The organism is Pseudomonas sp. PDM04, from assembly GCF_014851765.1.
Lineage (GTDB): Bacteria > Pseudomonadota > Gammaproteobacteria > Pseudomonadales > Pseudomonadaceae > Aquipseudomonas.
Genome location: NZ_JACVAI010000007.1, coordinates 324,871 through 344,461 on the forward strand (window position 1 = coordinate 324,871; position 19,591 = coordinate 344,461).

Annotated in this window: 15 protein-coding genes; 5 read left to right on the plus strand and 10 right to left on the minus strand. The window is 61.5% G+C overall.

Annotated features, from left to right (window positions below; genetic code table 11):
- Positions 1-11 precede the first annotated feature (11 nt).
- From IB249_RS26175 to pobA, 6 genes are all read right to left on the minus strand, one after another.
- Positions 12-677 (minus strand): hypothetical protein, encoded by a 666-nt coding sequence (locus IB249_RS26175; protein WP_192308741.1) that lies wholly within the window; start codon positions 675-677, stop codon positions 12-14.
- Entirely contained in the window at positions 670-1,386 is a 717-nt protein-coding gene (locus IB249_RS26180) for a hypothetical protein (RefSeq protein ID WP_192308743.1), read from the minus strand. The genes IB249_RS26175 and IB249_RS26180 overlap by 8 nt, the downstream gene beginning before the upstream one ends.
- Before the next feature lie 189 nt (positions 1,387-1,575).
- Positions 1,576-1,860: a hypothetical protein gene (locus tag IB249_RS26185; RefSeq protein WP_192308745.1), complete on the minus strand. Its 285-nt coding sequence runs from the start codon at positions 1,858-1,860 to the stop codon at positions 1,576-1,578.
- 181 nt (positions 1,861-2,041) lie between these two features.
- Positions 2,042-6,100, minus strand: a complete 4,059-nt coding sequence (locus tag IB249_RS26190; RefSeq protein WP_192308747.1) for an autotransporter outer membrane beta-barrel domain-containing protein — start codon at positions 6,098-6,100, stop codon at positions 2,042-2,044.
- Positions 6,101-6,213: 113 nt separating this feature from the next.
- Positions 6,214-7,917 carry a response regulator gene (locus IB249_RS26195; protein ID WP_192308749.1) on the minus strand — a complete coding sequence of 568 codons (1,704 nt, stop codon included), beginning with the start codon at positions 7,915-7,917 and terminating at the stop codon, positions 6,214-6,216.
- Between the two features lie 406 nt (positions 7,918-8,323).
- Positions 8,324-9,508 (minus strand): 4-hydroxybenzoate 3-monooxygenase, encoded by a 1,185-nt coding sequence (gene pobA / locus IB249_RS26200; protein WP_192308751.1) that lies wholly within the window; start codon positions 9,506-9,508, stop codon positions 8,324-8,326.
- Positions 9,509-9,659: 151 nt separating this feature from the next.
- Between pobA and IB249_RS26205 the strand changes: the two genes are divergently transcribed.
- Positions 9,660-10,529 (plus strand): helix-turn-helix domain-containing protein, encoded by an 870-nt coding sequence (locus tag IB249_RS26205; RefSeq protein WP_192308753.1) that lies wholly within the window; start codon positions 9,660-9,662, stop codon positions 10,527-10,529.
- 326 nt (positions 10,530-10,855) lie between these two features.
- Here the strand turns inward: IB249_RS26205 and IB249_RS26210 are convergent, their stop codons facing one another.
- From IB249_RS26210 to IB249_RS26225, 4 genes are read right to left on the minus strand one after another with little or no spacing between them, the layout of a single operon-like run.
- Positions 10,856-11,917 (minus strand): dihydroorotate dehydrogenase, encoded by a 1,062-nt coding sequence (locus IB249_RS26210; protein ID WP_192308755.1) that lies wholly within the window; start codon positions 11,915-11,917, stop codon positions 10,856-10,858.
- 10 nt (positions 11,918-11,927) lie between these two features.
- Positions 11,928-12,854 carry a DUF6282 family protein gene (locus IB249_RS26215; protein WP_192308757.1) on the minus strand — a complete coding sequence of 309 codons (927 nt, stop codon included), beginning with the start codon at positions 12,852-12,854 and terminating at the stop codon, positions 11,928-11,930.
- 27 nt (positions 12,855-12,881) lie between these two features.
- A complete protein-coding gene (locus tag IB249_RS26220) occupies positions 12,882-13,640 on the minus strand; it encodes an HpcH/HpaI aldolase family protein (RefSeq protein WP_192308759.1) in 759 nt (252 codons plus the stop codon).
- Complete coding sequence (locus IB249_RS26225) at positions 13,637-14,032, minus strand: cupin domain-containing protein (protein WP_192308761.1); 396 nt, start codon at positions 14,030-14,032, stop codon at positions 13,637-13,639. The genes IB249_RS26220 and IB249_RS26225 overlap by 4 nt, the downstream gene beginning before the upstream one ends.
- A 183-nt stretch (positions 14,033-14,215) precedes the next feature.
- On the opposite strand from IB249_RS26225, the gene IB249_RS26230 reads away from it, so the two are divergent.
- The 4 genes from IB249_RS26230 (at position 14,216) to IB249_RS26245 (ending at position 19,522) form a co-directional block, all read left to right on the plus strand.
- Positions 14,216-15,646 (plus strand): NAD-dependent succinate-semialdehyde dehydrogenase, encoded by a 1,431-nt coding sequence (locus IB249_RS26230; protein WP_192308763.1) that lies wholly within the window; start codon positions 14,216-14,218, stop codon positions 15,644-15,646.
- Positions 15,647-15,672: 26 nt separating this feature from the next.
- Positions 15,673-17,262, plus strand: coding sequence for a GMC family oxidoreductase (locus tag IB249_RS26235; RefSeq protein ID WP_192308764.1), 1,590 nt, complete (start codon positions 15,673-15,675; stop codon positions 17,260-17,262).
- Positions 17,263-17,307: 45 nt separating this feature from the next.
- Positions 17,308-18,648: an MFS transporter gene (locus tag IB249_RS26240; RefSeq protein WP_192308765.1), complete on the plus strand. Its 1,341-nt coding sequence runs from the start codon at positions 17,308-17,310 to the stop codon at positions 18,646-18,648.
- Positions 18,649-18,721: 73 nt separating this feature from the next.
- Positions 18,722-19,522, plus strand: coding sequence for an IclR family transcriptional regulator (locus IB249_RS26245; protein WP_225607199.1), 801 nt, complete (start codon positions 18,722-18,724; stop codon positions 19,520-19,522).
- Positions 19,523-19,591: the final 69 nt, after the last annotated feature.

Here is a 19,591-nt window from a genome sequence, read left to right on the forward strand (position 1 = left end):
ATCAGTCGATGCTAAAGAACGACCCGGTAATAGCGGTAGTAGTCCTCCGCATCTTCCACCGTCGACCAGCGTACGATGCTCGGTGTTTCGTCCAGTGCCGCCTCGCCTTCATCGACGTTGGTAAGCAGCGTCGCGATCAGCGTGCAGATGTGGCTGCGGATGTCATCCAGGTTGTTGATGTCTGCCAGCCGCAAGCTGTACGTCCAGTGGTCCGCTGCACCCTTGTCCGTTTCCCATCGAAAAAGGCGCGCGGTGCCCCTTTGAAAACGGGGCAAAGACCTGGGCGATACGCCCCCCATTTCGAAGCCCATGTAATTCTGATTCCTCACATCCGTGGGGGCATCCCACAGGTTGATATGAAGCAGAGGCTCGGGACTGAAGCCACCTTCGGCATTGTCACAAAGAAAGCTCATCTGGAACGCTAAATGCGCTGTTGGCTTTTGTTTGCGCTTGGGTGTGAGGGGCAACGTCCAGGCCGCGTCACTGAAAATCCAGCCACTGCTGTCCGTCCGATAACTGCTTGACCACGCACCGGGTGTGTAGCGTGTGTTCAGCGGGTTTTTACCCAATAGATCGCTGATCTCCTGTTTGATCAAATTGGCCAGCGCTTCGCATTCCTCGCCGACTTTGGACACGAACGCGATGGACGCAGACAGGGCTTTACCGGTTTCACTCATGGGAAGTGCACTCATAAGACTTGGATGGCTCAGGTCGAGCGAAAAAAACATGGCCGGCAACGGCTGGCAGTTTCGGTATTGACAGGGATTCGAAGCCGCCAAAGGGCTCGACGGCCAGCAGTTTCAGGCACTTGCGAACCTGCTCGCTCCATCGTCGCAGTTCCAGTCCCGTCCCCGAGCGGATAGTGGTTACGGCGGTCAGGATGTCAAACCAGGAGCGCATGAGCAGCTTGCCGTTCCAGGCGTCCCGGCGATTCAAGGCGTTGGTCGCTTCGCTGGTGTCCAGGCCAATGAACAGATGAAGCGCGCGGCGCTGTTCATCCGCGTCGAGGTAGATTTCCCACTGGTCGTGCAGCTGCTCCTTCCCGCTCAAGGGCGCACGCCATTTGAACTCCACCAGCAGGATCTGTGTATGTGAGCCCCACGTCAGATCCACACGCAGGTCTGGCTCGATCCGGCCTTTACGTGGCCAAAAGTGCATGTCGGCACGAGTCGGTGCCTCAGTGGGGAAGGGGAACTCGGGATTGCGCAGGTGCACCACGGCGACCCAGAAAGCAGTGATGGCCGCAGGCGACAGAAAAGCCAGCGGCCCCATCAGCGTCGAGGTGATTTCATCTTCCTCGGCCACTCGGTGTTCGCTGGTTTCATCGCGATGGCCGAGATAGCGCCGGTAGAGCCTGGATTTCTTGTGGCTGAATGCGTGCAGCATGAGGCGTCCTTCCTGCGATCATATTTGCCTGACTTCAATGTATCCGTTGTATCGGCCGGTTCGGTGTTGATATGAACAACGTGGGCGTTGTGTTCCCTTGCGAGGTCGGGAACCCGTGCAGCCGGATACGCCACCGTCGATGTGCGTTCATCCAACGTCCAGCGCTAAGGAGCCTGCGATATTCACCGTTTAACGTTGACCGCCGATCTTATGAGCTTCAGCTTCAGCTTCAGCTTCAGCTTCAGCTGTTGACGTCGACGTCAGGCGTCCATCGGTCATTCCTTTGGTTAACGCGCCAAAGGGCGTCGCCGTCCGGCTGTGCATCTGCATCACCCAAGCGAGGTTCTTTTCCTCTTGCTCTTCCACCGCACGCGCAAGCGCCTCGCGGGCACCACGCAGGACCTCTTCCGTTGAGCCTGCTGCGCATAAACTGCGACGGCGCTTGTGCCTGATCACTCGAAAAAAAGTGCTCATGGTTCATCTCCTGCGAAGGGGGCGATGATGGCCTGACGCCTCAGGAAGATTCGCCCCTGTATCTGATGTGCTTGCCATGGTCGCGCTCAGCGGTGACACCGCGGTGTTGGCGAATCACGAGGGTGATGCAGTGCAATCACTACAAAAAGAGCCCCGACACTGGTTCGGGGCTCGCGCAGGGTCAGAACTTGACCTTGATGCCCAAGATGCCTTCGTAGCTGCGGCTATCGCCTTTGATAGCCTTCTGGTAGCCCAACGAGCCGGTCACGGAGGTGCGGTCGTTGATCTGGTAGTCGACACCCAGGTTCAGCTCACCCCAGGTACCCCGCATGTCTGTGGTGAACGGCACGTAGCCGGCGGCCGAGGAGAATTCGGTTTTCGGCTGGCCCTTTAACTCATGCCAGATGCTTGGGCGCACCCAGGCGTTGATGCGTTGCAGTTCGCCTTTGTCGTCTTCACGGAACCAGTCCTTGTCGATCCGCACGCCCAGGCGGCCAGTCAGCGAGTCGACATCGTTGAAGCGGACTTCGGCAGCACCATCATGGGCATTCTTGATGCTGGACTTTGTGTAGACCACTTGCGCCTGGGGCTCGAGGTACATCTCCTTGTCAGCATCGAGGACGAACGGCCGGCCGATTTCTACCGACGCGGTTACGCCATGGCCACGGGTGTTCAGCTTGTCCATGTCACCGGGTTTGGCTTCGGCCTTGAACCGATGCAACTGCAATACACTGTCGATATAGCTGCCGGTCGGGGTGAAGTGTGTCCAGTAGCCGCCGAGGCTGACGGCGCGCAGGCCATCGGAGCCGGCGTACTGGCCATCAGTGTGATCGACGCTGCCGTCGATGCTGCCGATGCCCAGGGACAGGCCAGCCTGGTTGGTACGACCGATGGCATCCTCGCTGTGATAGAGGTCGATACCGACCTGGAAGGCACGCACCGAGTAGTCATGGTTGAAGCTGGCAGTGGCGTCCTTGCCGTTGCTGTAGATCACTCGGCCCCAGCCCAGCGATGGGCCCGCAGTACGTTCGTCTTCGTCGAGCAGTGGGTCGACGGTGGCCCGTCGACGTTCTTCGCCAACCCGTTCGTGCAGCGTGTCGACCATGGCCCGGCTGTAGTGTAGCGCCATGGCCGGGACGCCCTGGTACAGCGATGTTTCGGCGCGGTAGTTGGGCTCCTGTGGAAATACCGGGACAGGGTTGGCAGGGTCAACAGGTGCGTCCTTGGTCGAGCGCAGGTACCAGGCCTGTTCATTGCTGTCGTCCTGGCTGGCTCGGTGAAGGGTGTACTCGTAAGGACCGGCCTTGACCTGGCTGAGCAGGCGGAAGGCCTCGGGCTGGGTAGTACCGCCATTGACCGCATCGACCACCATGATGCCGTTGCCGGTGGTCAACGCTCCGGCACCGCCGGCGTTCTTGATCTGCAGATTGGTGCTGCCGCTGGCTTGGCCGCCATCGAGTACCAGTCGATCGGAGGGCGAGCCATCGCTCAACAGGTAGGTGTTCAAGGCGAGGGTGCCGTTGTCACCGTGGTAGTGGTTCACGGTCAGGTTTTTGAAGAGGTTGCCTTGTGGTGTGCTGAAGTCGATCAGACTGGCGTCGTTGCGCAAGTTGCTGAGGTTGGACGAACCGGTGAGCTGCCAAATGCTTATGTCGCGCAGGGTGACATCGGACTTGCTGCCCGCAGCGGTGAGGGCCGCGCCGGTGACGACCGAGCCTGACAGATCGATCACAGCCTTGCCGGCCGCGTTTGGCGAAGCCCCGGCGTCAAGCCACAAGCCACTGCCACCCACGCTTGAACCGGAGAGTTGCAGCGTCGCAGGACCACGGGTGTTGATGGTGCCACCATCGACATTGCGCAGGATGCCGTTGTTGATCCTGGCATGCGGGGTGTGGACGTTGCTGCCACGCAGGGCCAGGGCTGCCGAATCGGTCCCGGAAGCGTTCAGCGTGACCCGATCAGCCTCGATGCGCGCATCGTTTTCCGCCATCGCCGCATGGGCTTTTACACCTGAGGTTGAAGTGCTGACATTTTCCAGACTGATGACACTGGGCACGCCAGCGGTAAACTCCCCGTTACTCAGACTGTACGCACCATGAGCGCCGGCGCCAGTGGTGTTGATCACACTGTTGGTAGCAGCCAGTACTCCACCGTTGACTGCGTTCAGGCCTGGGGCATTGCTGCCGCTGGTGGAAACCGAAGAGTTGTCGAGAGTCAGGGTTGCCTTGCGTTCGCCTAGCGCCACACTGTCTTGCTTGACCATGGCACCGGCCGCGCTGGCGCCGAAGGTGCGGACATTCACATTGTCGGCAAACAAACCCGCGACAATATGGTCCCCTGGCCATTCGACCAGCGAATACAAACCGTGGGCCGATTGGCCTTCAGTCGTGACCGACAGATTGTTCAGATAGGCCACACTGCCGTCATCCACGCCGACACCATGGGCCATGCGACCAAAGGTGTGGACGGCGGTACCGTCGGCCCACAGCGTAGTGGGTTTGCTGGCGTCCCCGCTGGGTTTCAAGGCAATCCCGATGGCGCGGGTACCCGCGAGCAGATCCGCGTCGCCATGGGTGGTCACCGAGCCGCCTTCCAGCCGGGCATGCGCGCCCGTACTGAGCACAAGACCTTCCGACTCGCCTTTACCAAAGGTTTCTATTTGCATGTTGCGGGCGTTCAAAGTGCTTGCCGGCAGGCCGGCATCCTGAACGCCGCCGTTGATGCGCACGCCTTGGGTGTTGTCCTTGAGTGCGGTGATCGAGCTATCGGTGACGTTCACTTCAGCCTGGGATTGAGCCAGGATGCCGTGCGCGCCGGCTTTCTCGGAAACAATTTTCGACTGGTCTAGGGTGAATCTGGACCCGGCATCGTAAACGTTCACGCCCTTGCTGCCATTCCAGACATCTTCCTTGATGGTCAGGCGGCTGTCGGACAAGCTGACTGCAGCGCCACCATTGACCACGACACCGTGGGACAGCCCATTGACCGTACCGCCGGTCAGGCCGTGCATGACGATATCTGTGTTTTCCAGGTCGATGTTCGAACCGGCACCTTTGGCGAGCAGGCCGTACATGCCGGCACCGGTGACATCCAGTGTGCTGTGGGCACCGCCCACCGACACCGAACCACCGGACTCGGCGTGCACAACACCCATGCCGAGGCTCTTCACGTTGTTGGGATTGCTATAGGTCAGCTCGCTGTTTTTCAAGGCGACGGCCGCACCTGACTCAGCACGTACCACGCTGGTGTTGGTTGCGGTCACATCCACTTTGACGCCGTTGCCATCGATGCGGCTGTCGTCATCCAATGCCAGCAGCCCGTGGCTGCCTGACCCGGTGGTAGCGACTTGAGCATTGTTCAGTTGCACCTGGCCGCCCTGGGTGGCCCGCACACCATTGGCCGCGGAACCAGTGGTGCCGACCGAGACGGAATCGGCCGAAAGCCTGCTGCCTGCGCCATCGGCTACCAGGCCGTGACTGGCGGTGTCCGAAGTGGCGGCACCGGAGGTCTGAATGGTCGTGCCATTGCTCAGGTGCACCTGGCCGCCTTCCAGGGCCACCGCGCCACGGGAGCCCTTGGCAACCGTGCTGACGTCGCCGCCCTTGAAGTCGATCCGACTACCGGCGCCGCGGGCGATCAGGCCGGTGTTGTTGCTGCCTGAGGCGCCACCCATGCTGATGGTAGCGTTGGTCAAGTCAATTTGGCCGCCATTCTCTGCAATGACGCCGGTCATGTTGCTGACATTGAGCGGTACATTCGCCGTGTTCTTCGGAATCAGAATCACGTTGGCATTCCGCGCTTCGATACGGCCACCGTCGACGGCGTGCAAACCACGCTGACCGTTGGCCGAGACCGTGCTGGTGGAGCCACTGTCCACCTTGCCGCGATCGAAGTTGATTGCGATGCCTGACAGCGCTTGCACGCCGGTGGCGTTCGCGGCACGTAACGTGACCGACTCGTCGCTGTGGTCACCGTCAGTGGCGATGCCAACACCGCCGGCCGTGGTCACGGTGGCACCGAGCAGGAAAACCTGGGGCGCATTGCGCAGTGCCTTCATGGCGATTGCAAGGTCGAAGGGTGGAGTGTCAGGGGTGCCGGGGATCGTCGCCCAATCTGCGGTTTGCGCATCGGTGACACTGATGTTGAAAAGGCCGGCCAGTATCATGCTCAGTGCAGTAGCCAGCTTGTTGCGACGCAGGTGGGTAAGGGCACCATGCGTGGTATTTGTGTAAGTAGTCATGGCGAAATCTCTGATGAATTGAGTTGCTCAGAGTTTTCGCCTCAGGGGTATTAGGGTCTGTCGTAACTTCCTGTGTCTTCTGTAGTGCAATCCCTACAGGAACATCTTGCGCGTCAACCCGACTGGGTGAACCGCAGGGAGAGGAGGGCGAGCGGGCGCTCAGCCGCTGGCTGTTCGAGTTCCAGCGCACCGCCCATGAGCGCCGCAAGGTGGGAGCACAGCGCGCGTCGCGGGTTGATCTCATCCAGGTCCAGACCGTCGGCGAGTCCCTCGGCTCGCGACGTTGGACCTGGTTCCACGCTCAACTCCCAGAGTAGTTCGGCCTGGGCGGATGCAGTCATCTGACACACTACCTTGAGGTCCGGTAGTCCCAGGTCGATGCAATATTCCAGCAGCGCCCGCAGTAATTGCCGGTAACGGGGCGCGTCAACCCAACACCTGGCGGGCGATGGAGCCGGGGTCAACAGAACTGACCCCGGATAACGGTTGTTGAAGTCGGCGATTTCAAGATCGGTCTGTCGACCCAGCTCAGCGGCGCGGGGCATCAGCACGAGGGTTCCCCGTTCGATGCGCACCAGATCCAGCAACACCTCAAATTGTTCGTGCAGCGTCTGCAGTTGGGCCCGGGCCTTGATCACGTTTTTGTTATCAGGCCATTGAACGACCAGCGGACGTACGGACTTCTGAATCGATCGGATCAAGGTCAGCAGGTGCTCACCAGTATCGTGCAGGAACTGAGTGCGGGTGCGGCTGATTGCCTTGCCTGACTCCTGGGCCTGGGTCAGGGCGGTGATCTGCTGGTCCTGCTCGGAGAGATCTACCGTCGAGCAGAGCATGCCGATCAGGTTTCCTTGGTCGTCACGAAAAGGTACCTGCCAGGTTCGAATGGCAATACGTCGGCCTTGGTAGTCCAGGATTTCATCAGAACAGTAAGGTTGCTCCAGCGCTATGTTCTGCAAGTAACGGGTGTGGAGTTTGAGAGCTTGGTCCGGCGGCAGCATATCGCTGTCGATAATGCGCATCCCAGTGGCCTGTTCCGGGCTGATGTCGTGGAACTCCAGGAACCGGCCATTGCAGGCCAGCAGACAGCCTTCAGTATCGCGTAGGGCAACAGGGAAGGGCATGGCATCAAACATGTGATGAAATTGCGCGTTATCCGGCGCGCCGGTTTCTGACTGCGTTGCGATACCCCCCAACAGGCCCTGTCGCCATGCGATCTCCAGCAGTTGAGCCAGGGAGTCGACATTCAGCTTTTGCTGAAGGCGTGTTTTATAGGTACTGACGGTGCGATCACTGAGGGCCAACTTATCGGCAATTTCCTTGTTGCTGCGACCATTGGCCAGGTAACGCAGCACGGTCAATTCGCGGGCGGACAGGCTGCGCAATTGCTCCTCTTCGGCTTTGAGGCCGATGTGTGGCGCGACGCTGCCCACCCATTGACTGGGGAAATAGCTGTGACCATGCAACAGCGTGCGCACAGCCTCGACCAGTTCATTGAGATCATCCTGTTTACTGATGAAGCCAGTGCCGCCCGCCTGCAGGGTCAGACCGGCGAAGTGTTCGTTGCTTTGCGCCGTCAGCACCAGGATTGGCACCTTGCAGCCTTGTTGACGCAATCGCTGAATGATCTCCAGGCCACCAAGACGCGGCAGCGCCAGATCGAGAATCAACAGAGACGGTTCGATCCGCAGAGCTTGCCGTAAGGCATCTGCGCCATCATCCAGTTCGGCGACAACCGAGTGCCCTTGTACTTCGAGCAACTGGCGTATGGCGTGACGAATCAGTGGTTGTTCGTCGGCGATCAGAATCCTGCTCATCCCGGGGCCTCCTGGCTGGAGTCCGGGTCAGTTTAGTCTCAACCTTTGATTCGGCAATCAGGCTGCGTCCCGATTTCGCGCTGAAGCTTGACTGCAACACTGAGCCGGAGGGCGAATCCCCCTGCGCCTGGTGGTGACTGCCAAGGGCAACCACGTCAGGAAAAACACAAACCTTCGGGAACTGGACTCCCTGCTGAAGGTGCCTGAGGACGAGGGGCAACCCGTGGGAGTGGACGGTGGCGGCCGCGGTTACATCGCCTCGTTCCGGACGCAAGTCAACCTTTCCGACACGCACTTGCCGGACGCCGCCATCGAGGCAGCCCGTGCCGGTGAGCATGGTCGGGGCATTTCACACAAGCCGCTGAAATGCCCCGGGCATGATGCGTTATCGAACGATGCGTGCAGATTATTCGATCGCTTCGTAAGGCAGGCCGACGTAGTTCTCCGCAATGGTCTGGCGGCCAGCTGTCGAGCTCATGTAGTAATCAAGTTCGGTTTTCTGGATGCGCTGACTGAAGTCATCAGTGTCTGGAAACCGGTGGAGGATAGAGGTCATCCACCAGGAAAAACGTTCGGCTTTCCAGACGCGGCGCAGACAGATTTGCGAGTATCGTTCCAGCAGATCGGTGCGACCTTCACCGTAGACCTTGAGCAGGATTCGATACAGGGTGCTGACATCGCTCGCCGCCAGGTTCAGTCCTTTTGCACCGGTGGGCGGGACGATGTGGGCAGCATCCCCCAGCAGGAAGAGCCGGCCGTACTGCATGGGTTCAACGACGAAACTGCGGAGTGGGGCGATGCTCTTTTCAATGGAGGGTCCCGTCACCAATTGTCCGGCGAGAGGCGGCGGCAAGCGGCGTTTGAGTTCGTCCCAGAAGCGTTCGTCCGACCAGTCCTCGACTTTTTCCTGCGCACCCACCTGAACGTAATAACGCGTGCGTGTCGGGGAGCGCATGCTGCACAGGGCAAAGCCGCGCTCATGGTTGGCGTAGACCAGTTCATGATTCACCGGCGGGGTGTCTGCCAGGACGCCGAGCCAGCCAAACGGGTAGACCCGCTCGAAAATCTTCAATGTCTCTGGCGGTATCGACTGCCGTGATACGCCGTGGAAGCCATCGCAGCCGGCAATGTAGTCGCAGTCCAGGCGAACGGTTTCACCGTTGAGCTCGAAGGTCACATAAGGACTTTCGCTCTTCATGCCATGGGGCTGCACATTGTCGGCATCGTAGAGGGTCGTCGCCCCTGCGCGGGCCCGGGCATCCATCAAGTCACGGGTGACCTCGGTCTGGCCGTAGACCATGACCGTTTTACCACCGGTCAGGGTTTTAAGGTCGATGCGTTCACAGCGTCCGTCGAACGCCAGTTCGAAGCCATCGTGTACCAGCCCATTGGCGTCCATGCGTTCACTGACGCCCGCTTCGCGCAACAGATCGACCATGCCTTGCTCCAGCACGCCGGCACGAATTCTGGAGAGGATGTAGTCAGGGTTCTTGCGTTCGATGATAACGTTGTCGATCCCTGCGCGATGCAGCAACTGACCGAGCAAAAGACCGGATGGGCCGGCCCCGATAATGGCGACTTTGGTTTTCATTCCAGCAACCTCTCTGTCGCGCTGAAGGCGCACGCGCTTCAGCGCATTGTTATTGTTGTCTCCTGTATTTTTGATGGATAAAGCCAGGATAAGAAGGCAATATCAAACGCATTCCGTGGACTTTTCGTGGATGATCGTCAAGGGGTGTCGGATGTCGAAATCAGTGGCCGCAGCGGTTCCGGTGTTCAAGCTTTACGGCGAAACCGGCGCTTGGCCGACGCCCGACCTGATTCATTGCGAGTCGATTCCCGAACGCAGCAAACTGCACGGCTGGGAGATCAAACCCCATCGTCACAGCGACTTGGTGCAGCTGCTATACGTGCAGGCAGGCCAAGCGACACTGAAGGTCGAAGACGTGGTCATCTACGTGGATTCACCCTCGCTGCAGGTCGTTCCCGCGTTGAGCGTGCACACCTTCAAATTCTCCGAAGATATTCAGGGCCACGTCCTCAGCCTGGCCCAGCCCTTGGCCGAACAACTGGGGGCCTCGCTCAATACCCCGGTGCTGAGCAGGGCGGCCTGTTACACCGTCGGTGCCGGACAGCAGTACCTGGACACCCTGTACGCTGCCATCACCGAGGAATACGTTCAAAGCCAGTCCGGCCGTGATCCGATGCTGCAGTCGTTGATCACGGTGCTGTCGGTCTGGCTCAGCCGTCGCAATCTGGAGCGGTCGTCACCAGATCCCAGGCAGCTTGACCGGGGCCGTGAGTACCTGCAGCGCTTTACCCGGACATTGGAAACGCAGTTTCGCGAGCACCTGCCGATCGAGCATTACGCGGCCACCCTGGGGATCAGTGCGGCTCATCTCAACGCGCTTTGCCGACGTCTTTCGGGGCAATCCGCCTTGCAGATGATCAACCAGCGACTGTTGCTGGAGGCCAAGCGCGACCTGGTCTACACCACCATGACCATCCACCAGGTGTCCGACAGCCTGGGCTTTTCCGAACCGGCTTACTTCTCGCGTTTTTTCAAGCGCGGTACGGGACTGTCACCGAAGCAGTTTCGGATCCAGCGTTAGTTCAGCCCAGGGAAAAAACACCTGATTGGGCGCTGTTCAATGGGGTCATCGACAGCAAGGGGGTGACCGGGGGTGGATTGTTCATTTCTCAAGACAGTTGATGAGCTGAATGTGATCGGTAATCGTCTGCAAAGTTTGTTGGAGCAATTCAAAATTTGATGCCGCGTTCCTCACCTGCATTGATTCGAAGGCGAATCAATGCAGGTGAGGAGAGGCGTCGGGTAATCCAAGAGAATCGAGGCCCGTCCAAACCGCTCTTCTATCAAACGCCTCCTGTCAGGGCGACATCAGCCGCCAGCTGTCAGTGATTTCCCGGCACACCCGTTTCAACCGGGAAACCCTTGGCACTTTGGGGCGAAACCCTCCCACCAGCCGGGTCGGCTGGGTTGTTGCTGATAGGTTTGAACCTGATCGGCCGCGCTGCCCAGCAACTCGGTCACGGTCGATCCGCGCTTCGCCACATAGGCATCCAGTTCCTCGATGGCGTCGCTCAGCACCTGATAGCCCCCGGTGAAGACCGCCGACGTCATCTCGGTGGCGCAGGCGCCGGCCAGCAGGAAGCGGGCGACATCCAGTCCGCTGCGTGCGCCATTGGTGGCGATCAGCGGGTAGTCGTCGCCCATCGCCCGGCGTGTCTGCATCAGCCAGCGTGCGGTCAGCGGCAGGGCCCATGAACCGCCGATGGCGGCGCTGGTGCCCAGCAGCGGCAGGCCGGTTTCCAGGTCCGGCAGGAAACCCATGAAACGCCCCATCATGACCACGCTGTCGGCGCCGCCGCGCCGGGCCGCCTGAGCCAGTCCGACCACGTCCTCGCTCTGACCCGTGAGCTTGATCCACAGGGGCAGGGAGGTCGCTTCGCGCAGGCGGCGAACGATGGCTTCGATTCGTTCCGCACCGCGCTCCAGCACGATCGCACCCTTGGCCGCTTCTTCGCCATGGGGGGCACCGATGTTGAGCTCCAGCACCCGCAAGCCGGCTTGCTCGATGCGCCGGGCAAAGCCCGCGCACTGCTCCAGGTCGCTGAGGATCAGGCTGGGGATCACGTAGGCATCCTGCATACGGGCTTCACGGTCCAGCACCCGCAGTTCTTCAAGCCAGTCGTCGAAGTCACGTTGAACCAGGCCGGAGCGGCCAAACAGGCTGGCCTGCGCGGGTGGCTTGAAGTCCCAGGGCAGGCGGTTCCACTGGGCGTCGAGCAACACATAGTCGGTCTTGTCCAGTTGCTCTTTTGCCGCCGCGGACTCGTTGGTGGACTTGGCCACCACGGCCCCGGCTCCGCTGGCCAGGGCCGCGCGGATGGCGTCAGCGGTCATCGTCTGCTCGCCAGCCCCACAGATCACCGGATTTTTCAGGGTCAGCCGGCCGATCGTCGTCGTCAGTCGTGTCATGCCCTTGCCCTCACAGGTTCATCAGGCGGGCGGCGTTGCCGGAGGTCATCTTGCGAATGTCCTCATCGCTGAACGCCAGGTCCAGCAGTTGGCCGATCACGTTGCGGAATCCGTCGGCGATGCCGGGGTTGCCCTGCTGGCCGAGGTCGGAGCCGAGAATGGTGAGGTCCACTGTGCCGGCTTCGATCACTTCACGCAGGAAGGTGTCGTCGTAGAATTTGAATTTCGAGCCCGGTACCCACATGCACATCGAGTGCTCCATGTACACGCCGTCCCTGGCCAATTGGCGCATGTCGTCCAGCGTCGCATCGACCACGTAGGTGGGGTGGTTGACCAGCAGGCGTTTGACACCGCGCTGACGGGCTTCTTCGAACAGTGGCCAGATCTCGCGAATGTTCAGGTGGCCGGCGGAGAGCACCACGTCCTGGGCGGCAATCAGGTCGAGGATGGCCTTGACCTCGTCCTTGAGCCGACCATCGTCGTCGAGCACGGTCAGCGGAATCGGCTGCAGCATGCGCTGGGTGGTCTGGGGGAATTTATCGACGAACTTCACGTCCTGGTGATGATGGGCAATATGGTTGGCCGAAGAGAAGGTCGGCATCCACACCAGCTGGGCGCCGAGCTTCAGCCCATGTTCCACGGCATGCACGTTCAGTCCCCCGACCGCGTTGTTCAGCGGGACACCGGAGAGCATGTGCACCTTCAGTTCACTGAAGTGTTTGTTCAGCAGATGGGTGACAGGCGTGCAGCTGTAATAGTGGTCCTTGAGCAGCACGGCCTTGAGTCCGGCTTCGGACGCTTCGCGCATGGCTTCGACATGGTCGCAGTAGCGCGGCATGACCGACGGGCCGCTATGGCAGTGCAGGTCGATGGCGCCCTGGAGCAAGCTGTCGATATGGGCCTGGCGTTCTTTGCTGGTATCGATGATGGCATTCATGGAAGGTCTCTCTTGTTGTGATGCAGGTCAGCGTGCCGACCCGTGAAAGTGGCGAACTTGCTGGCTCCAGCCGGCACGCAGCAGTGCCTGGTCGGAGCCGAGGATGAAGAAGCTCACGCCGCGGGAAGCGAAGCGTTGCAGGTCTTCGTTGGAGGAAACGAACATGCCGGTGGGTTTGCCGACTGCCTGGGCAGCGTCGAGGACCCGGCTCACGGCGTCCTCGACCCGGGGATCGTCGAGCCGCTCGGCACCCAGGGACACGCTCAGGTCAGCGCGGCCGACCAGCAGGCAGTCGATGCGCTCCAGGCGGGCCAGCTCGTCCAGATGTTCGAGTGCCTCGCGGTCTTCGATCTGGGCGATCACCGCATGCCTGCCGTCCTCTGCGCTCAGGTGTTCGGCCAGGCTGGCGCGTCCGTAGCCACCCGCCCTGGGGGAATTGGAGAAGCCGCGGCTACCGTCCCGGTAATGCAACGCCTGAAGCACCGAGCGGGCCTGCTCGGCGTTGATGATGTGAGGCAACACCAGCCCGTCGGCCCCCAGGTCCAGGGCTTGCTGCAGGGTGGCCGGGCGTTTGTCCGGAACGCGGACCAGCCCGCCGGTGCGGGCGGCGCGACAGGCCAGCAGGGCGATGTCCAGCGCGGCGGCATCGAAGGGCGCGTGCTCGGCGTCCAGTACCACCGCGTCCAGTCCGGCATCGCCGGCAATCTCGATCACGGCATGGCTGGGTGTCTTTATGAAGGCGCTGAGCAGCGGCTCGCCCTGGCGCAGGCGCAGGGCGAAGCTCATGTCGGCTCACCCTTGCCGGTATCGAACTCGGCGGCCTGATACTCGATCAGGTGGCGGTAGTCGTCGCGGATCGGCGCGAACACATCGAGGTTCATCACCACCTCGTCACCCAGCGGCTCTGCGTAATGCACAACATGCGGCGGGATGCGGATCATGCTCCCTGGTCCGCCTTCGACCACTTCGTCGTCGAGGTGAAAGCGCACGCGGCCCTGCACGATGATCACCAGTTGCTCGAAGGTATGGCTGTGGGGGAACACATCCATCCCGGGGCTCAGCCAGTTCATCACGCACAGGGTGTCGTCACCCCGGAATGCCACGCGTTCGACGCCTTTGCGCACGGTTTCGCGGGGCAGCGCATTCCAGTTGTGCAGCAGGGCTTTTGCAGGGATCATCAGGTGTACTCCGTTTCTTTTGTAGGAATAGTGTTTCGCTGTGAGATAAACCTACGCCGGCTTTCACAGTGGGGTCAAGTGGCTTTTTTCAGCCTTGACAACGGTTCGGGAACGCACCTAGGATTGTGTCGTACAAGAAAACAGTGTTTCTACGAAAGAAACAATATATAGGAAGTGCACTTGATGCGAGTCATAGAATCCCTTTTGATCGACGGGCAGTGGTCCGCCGGCAATCACCCGCGCCACGCCGAAGTCTTCAACCCGGCCACCGGCGAGGTTGTCGCCCACTTGAGCCTGGCCGGTTCCGCCGACCTGGATCGGGCACTGGCAGCTGCTGCGCGTGGTTTCGAGGTGTGGCGCAAGACATCCGCGTACGAACGCTCGAAGGTGCTGCGCCGCGCAGCTGAACTGGTGCGCGAGCGTTCTGGCGAAATCGCCGCCCTGATCACGCTGGAACAGGGCAAGCCACTGGCTGAAGCCCGCATGGAGGCCTTTGGCGCCGGCGACCATATTGACTGGTACGCCGAAGAAGGGCGTCGTGCGTATGGTCGGGTGATACCGCCGCGTGCCACGGGCGTACGGCAGATGGTGTTGCGTGAACCGATCGGCCCGGTGGCGGCGTTCAGCCCGTGGAACTTTCCGGTCAGTCAATTGGTGCGCAAGATCGCCGGGGCACTGGCCGCCGGCTGCTCGATCATTGCCAAGGGGCCGGAAGAGACCCCGTCTTCCTGCATTGAACTGTGTCGCGCCTTCCAGGACGCGGGTGTACCGCCCGGGGTGCTCAACCTGGTGTTTGGCGTGCCGGCCGAAGTCTCCGATCACCTGATCCGTTCCGACGTGATCCGCAAGGTCTCGTTCACCGGCTCGGTCCCGGTTGGCCGTGCGCTGGGTGCGTTGGCCGGGCAGTACCTCAAGCGCTGCACCCTGGAGCTCGGCGGACACGCGCCATTCATCGTCTGCGACGATGTCGACGTGGAGGCGGTCGCCACGCTCGGCGCCAATCTCAAGTTCCGCAACGGCGGGCAGATCTGCGCTTCTCCGACCCGGTTTTATGTGCAGGCCAGCGTGTACGAACGCTTTGTCGAAACATTTTGTCGGGTCAGCGCCAGCCTGAAGCTGGGCGATGGCCAGGACACCGGCACCCTGTTGGGGCCGCTGGCCAACCCGCGCCGGGTCGCGGCAGCCCAGGCGTACGTGGATGACGCCTTGGCCGTGGGGGCGCAATTGCGCCTGGGCGGGCAGGGCATCGAGGGTGGCGGTTTCTACTACCCGGCGACCGTGCTCACCGAAGTACCGGACAACGCACGGATCATGAGCGAGGAGCCTTTTGCTCCGATTGCCTCGATCGTTGCCTTCGAGAGCCTCGAAGAGGTCATCGGCAAGGCCAATGGATTGCCGTTCGGCCTGGCGGCTTTCGCCTTCACCCGTTCGGTGCAGCGTGCCACGCTCCTGGCCGACGAGCTGCAGTCGGGCATGGTGTCGATCAACCATTTTGGCCTGGCCGCCCCGGAGACACCGTTCGGTGGCGTGAAAGACAGCGGCTATGGCAGCGAAGGGGGCAGTGAAGGCCTGGACGCGTACTTCACCACCAAGTTCGTCAGTCAGGTCGGCTGATCTTTCCACCCAAGAGAACAACAAGAATGGAAACTTTCGATTACATCGTGATCGGAGCCGGATCGGCTGGCTGTGCGCTCAGCGCACGGCTGGCCCAGGCCGGCAAGCAGGTGCTGCTGCTGGAAGCCGGGCCCGCTGACAATCATCCTTATGTGCATATTCCCGGCACGTTCATCCGGGTGCATGGCACCCGGCGCACCTGGATGTACCGCACCGAGCCCGAGCCGTTCGTCAATAACCGCGAGGTGTTCATCCCTCAAGGTCGCACGCTGGGCGGTGGCAGTTCGGTCAACGCGATGATCTACATCCGTGGCCAGGCGGAGGATTACGAAGACTGGAAAAACGCCGGCTGCCCGGGGTGGGGCTGGGATGACGTGCTGCCCGTATTCCGTCGTTGCGAGTCGAATGCGCGGCTCGGTGGTCAGTTCCATGGCCAGCAGGGGCCGCTCAAGGTGAACGACCCTCGGCACAGGCATTTTCTCAGCAGCGCTTTTGTCGAGGCGGCGGTCGAAGCCGGCGTGCCGGCCACCGACGATTTCAATGGGGTGAAGCAGGAGGGCGCCGGGTTCTACCAGACCACGACCGCCGACGGACGCCGGGCCAGTTCCGCGGTTTCCTACTTGCGCCCGATGCGCAAGAACCCCAACCTCAAGGTCATGACGGGCGTACACGCCACTTGCTTGCAATTCGATGGACCACGCGTGGTCGGTGTTCAGGCGCAAGACGACGCGGGTCGCGCGCTCGGCTTCCGCGCCCGCAGTGAGGTGATTGTCAGCGCCGGTGCCATTGCCTCGCCGAAACTGCTGATGCTCTCCGGCATCGGTCCGCGCGAGCACTTGCAGGCCATGGGCATCGATGTACGCGTGGATTCACCGCAGGTCGGCGAGAACTTCCAGGATCATTTGAGCGCCTCGGTCTACGCCCAGACCCGCGAGCCCTCCAGCCTGCTGGGACATGATCGTGGCCTGCGCGCGATCGGTCATGGACTCAAATACCTGGCGACCCGCCATGGTTTGCTGAGTTCGAACGTGGTGGAAAGTGGGGCCTTCGTCGATGCCACCGGCTGCGGTCGCCCCGACGTGCAGTTCCACGTCGTGCCGGCGCTGGTTGGCGATATCGACCGCATGCCGCCGGCCGGCCACGGTATCTCCGTCAACCCCTGTGCCTTGCGGCCTCGCTCCCGTGGCCGGCTGCGCCTGAAAAGCGCCAACCCGCTGGACGATGTCGCGCTGAACGCCAACTACCTCAGTGACCCCGAAGACATGCGCACGATGGTCGCGGGGGTGAAGCTGGCTCGCAAGATCCTCCGTGCACCGGCCCTGGCCAATGTGGTCGAGCGCATGCTCATGCTGCCCGAAAACGACGATGTACCGGACGCTGTGTTCGAGGACTACGTACGAACCGTTGCCAAGACCGTGTTTCACCCGGCCGGCACCTGCCGGATGGGATCGGACGCTGGCGCCGTGGTCGATCCGTCCCTGCGGGTGCGGGGCGTACAGGGGCTGCGGGTGGCCGACGCCTCGATCATGCCGACGATCGTCAGTGGCAATACCAATGCACCTTGCATCATGATCGGCGAGCGCTGCGCCGATTTCATCCTGTCGGCCCAGGCCTGATCAGGCTCGCTTCACCACTAAAAACAATTACAAAAGAGTACTCCGATGAAGCTCATAGCCCGTAATACGTTCGACAACGAACAGGACAGTGTGCTCTACAACCGCATTGCCTGGCGGTTGCTGCCGTTCCTGTTCGTGCTCTACATCATTGCCTTCCTCGATCGGGTCAACGTCGGTTTTGCCAAGCTGCAGATGTCGGCGGATATCGGCTTGAGCGACCTGGCCTTCGGCTTCGGTGCCGGGGTGTTTTTCATTGGCTATTGCCTGTGCGAAATTCCCAGCAACATGATGCTGCAGCGGGTGGGGGCACGGTTCTGGATCACCCGCATCATGGTGATGTGGGGGGTGTTGTCGGTGTCGATGATGTTCGTCCAGACCCCGAACCAGTTCTATGTCATGCGCTTTTTGCTGGGCATGGCCGAGGCCGGGTTTTATCCGGGGGTGGTGCTTTACATGACCTACTGGTTCCCGTCCTATGCCCGGTCCCAGGCCATGGCCTGGTTCAACCTCGGCATCGCGATGGCCGGGGTCATGGGCAGCCCGCTGTCGGGGTGGATCATGCAAACCTTTGCCGGTGTGCACGGCCTGGCCGGCTGGCAGTGGCTGTTCCTGATCGAGGGTACGCCGGCGGTCATCCTCGGCATTGTCGTGTACTTCTATCTGGATGATCGTCCTGGCAACGTGCACTGGTTGAGCCCGGAGCAGAACCAACGGGTCGTGCGCCAGTTGGCGGCGCAACGCCAGGCCCACGAGCAGGCGGGCGCCGGTCACAACTTCCGTGCAGCCTTCGTCAACAAGGATTTGTGGCGGCTGATCTACGTGAACTTCGCGCTGTTGTGCGGGACCTATGGCGTCAGCTTCTGGCTGCCGCAGATCGTCCAGGGGCTGGGGGTGAAGAACCTCACGCACACCGGGTTGATTGCCGCCATCCCTTTTGCGGTGGCCTCGGTGGTGATGCTGGTGGTCAGCCGGCACTCGGATCGCACCCGCGAACGGCGTTGGCACGGCACCTTGTGCAACCTGGCGTCGGCGGCGGGCCTGGCCATGGCCGCGTTCTTCCATGACCAGCCGGTGCTCTCGCTGGCCGGGCTGAGCCTGGCGATGTCGGGTGGCCTGGCGGGCTTCTGTGTCCTGTGGGCGTTGCCCGGTGTACTGCTGACGGGGACCGCCGCTGCGGCCGGCATCGCGCTGATTGCCACCATCGGCAACCTGGGTGGGTACGCAAGCCCCTTCATGATGGGCTGGGTGAAGCAGGGCAGCGGTCACCTGGAGTACGGACTGTATGTGCTGGCGGTGATGACGCTGCTCGGTGCCTACGCCATGTTTTCGGTCAAACCGCCCGAGCCGCAGCGTGCGCCGGTGATGGCCGAACCTTCCGGTATTTGATGTCGTAGACCAACACAAGCGTTTCGCCAAGCGATACAATCGGGGCTTTCATAGCCCGATGCGAGGTGAACGCTTGAACCAGGATGACGAGAAGCCCGCGAGCGGCCCGGCCCTGCTTGAGTCGGTGGAGATGGTTTTCCGCCTGCTTGACGAGTTGACCGCCGCGCGGCGCCCTTTAGGGGTGACCGAACTCGCCCAGCAATTGAAGACTGCCAAGCCGCGCACCTACCGGCACCTGGCATCGATGCGGCAACTGGGCATCCTCGAACAGGACCCGACCACCGAGAAATACATGCTCGGTGCGCGCCTGGTGGCCTACGGCGAAGCCGCCGGAGAGCAGTTCGACCTGCGCGCCCTTGTCGACCCTTACCTGACCCGCATTCGTGACGCCACCGGCCAGACGGCCTTGCTGGCGGTCGCCACCCATGACACGGCGCTGGTCGTGTCCTGCGTCGAGTCCAAGGCCAATGTCTGCATTTCGGTGAAGCCCGGCAACCGGGTTTTGCCGCATTGTTCGGCACAGGGCCGCACGGTGCTGGCGTTCGCGGATGCCGCCAGTCAGCAGCGGGTGATGCGCCGCAAGATGCCGCAACTCACCGAGCGCACCCTGCACGATCCCGAAGCCTTGGCGCAGCGCCTGGCACTGATCCGCGAGCGGCTTTATGACGACGCGGACGGTGAGGTGACGATGGGTATCAATGCGGTGTGCTGTCCGATCTTTCGCGATAACGACCAGATCGTCGGGACGATCGGTATCGTCGGGCCGAGTGCGGCGATCCCCTCGCCACCGCCAGTCGCGATGTTGCGTGAGTTGCAGTCCGCTGCGGCGGAGATCAGCGAGCGTTTGCATGCCGGAACCTACCAGCGTTTGTGAAGGCTGAAGACGCCGCGAACACCGACCTTCGGCCTGATTCGGGGCCCAGGCGTGGTCCTGCGGGCTCAA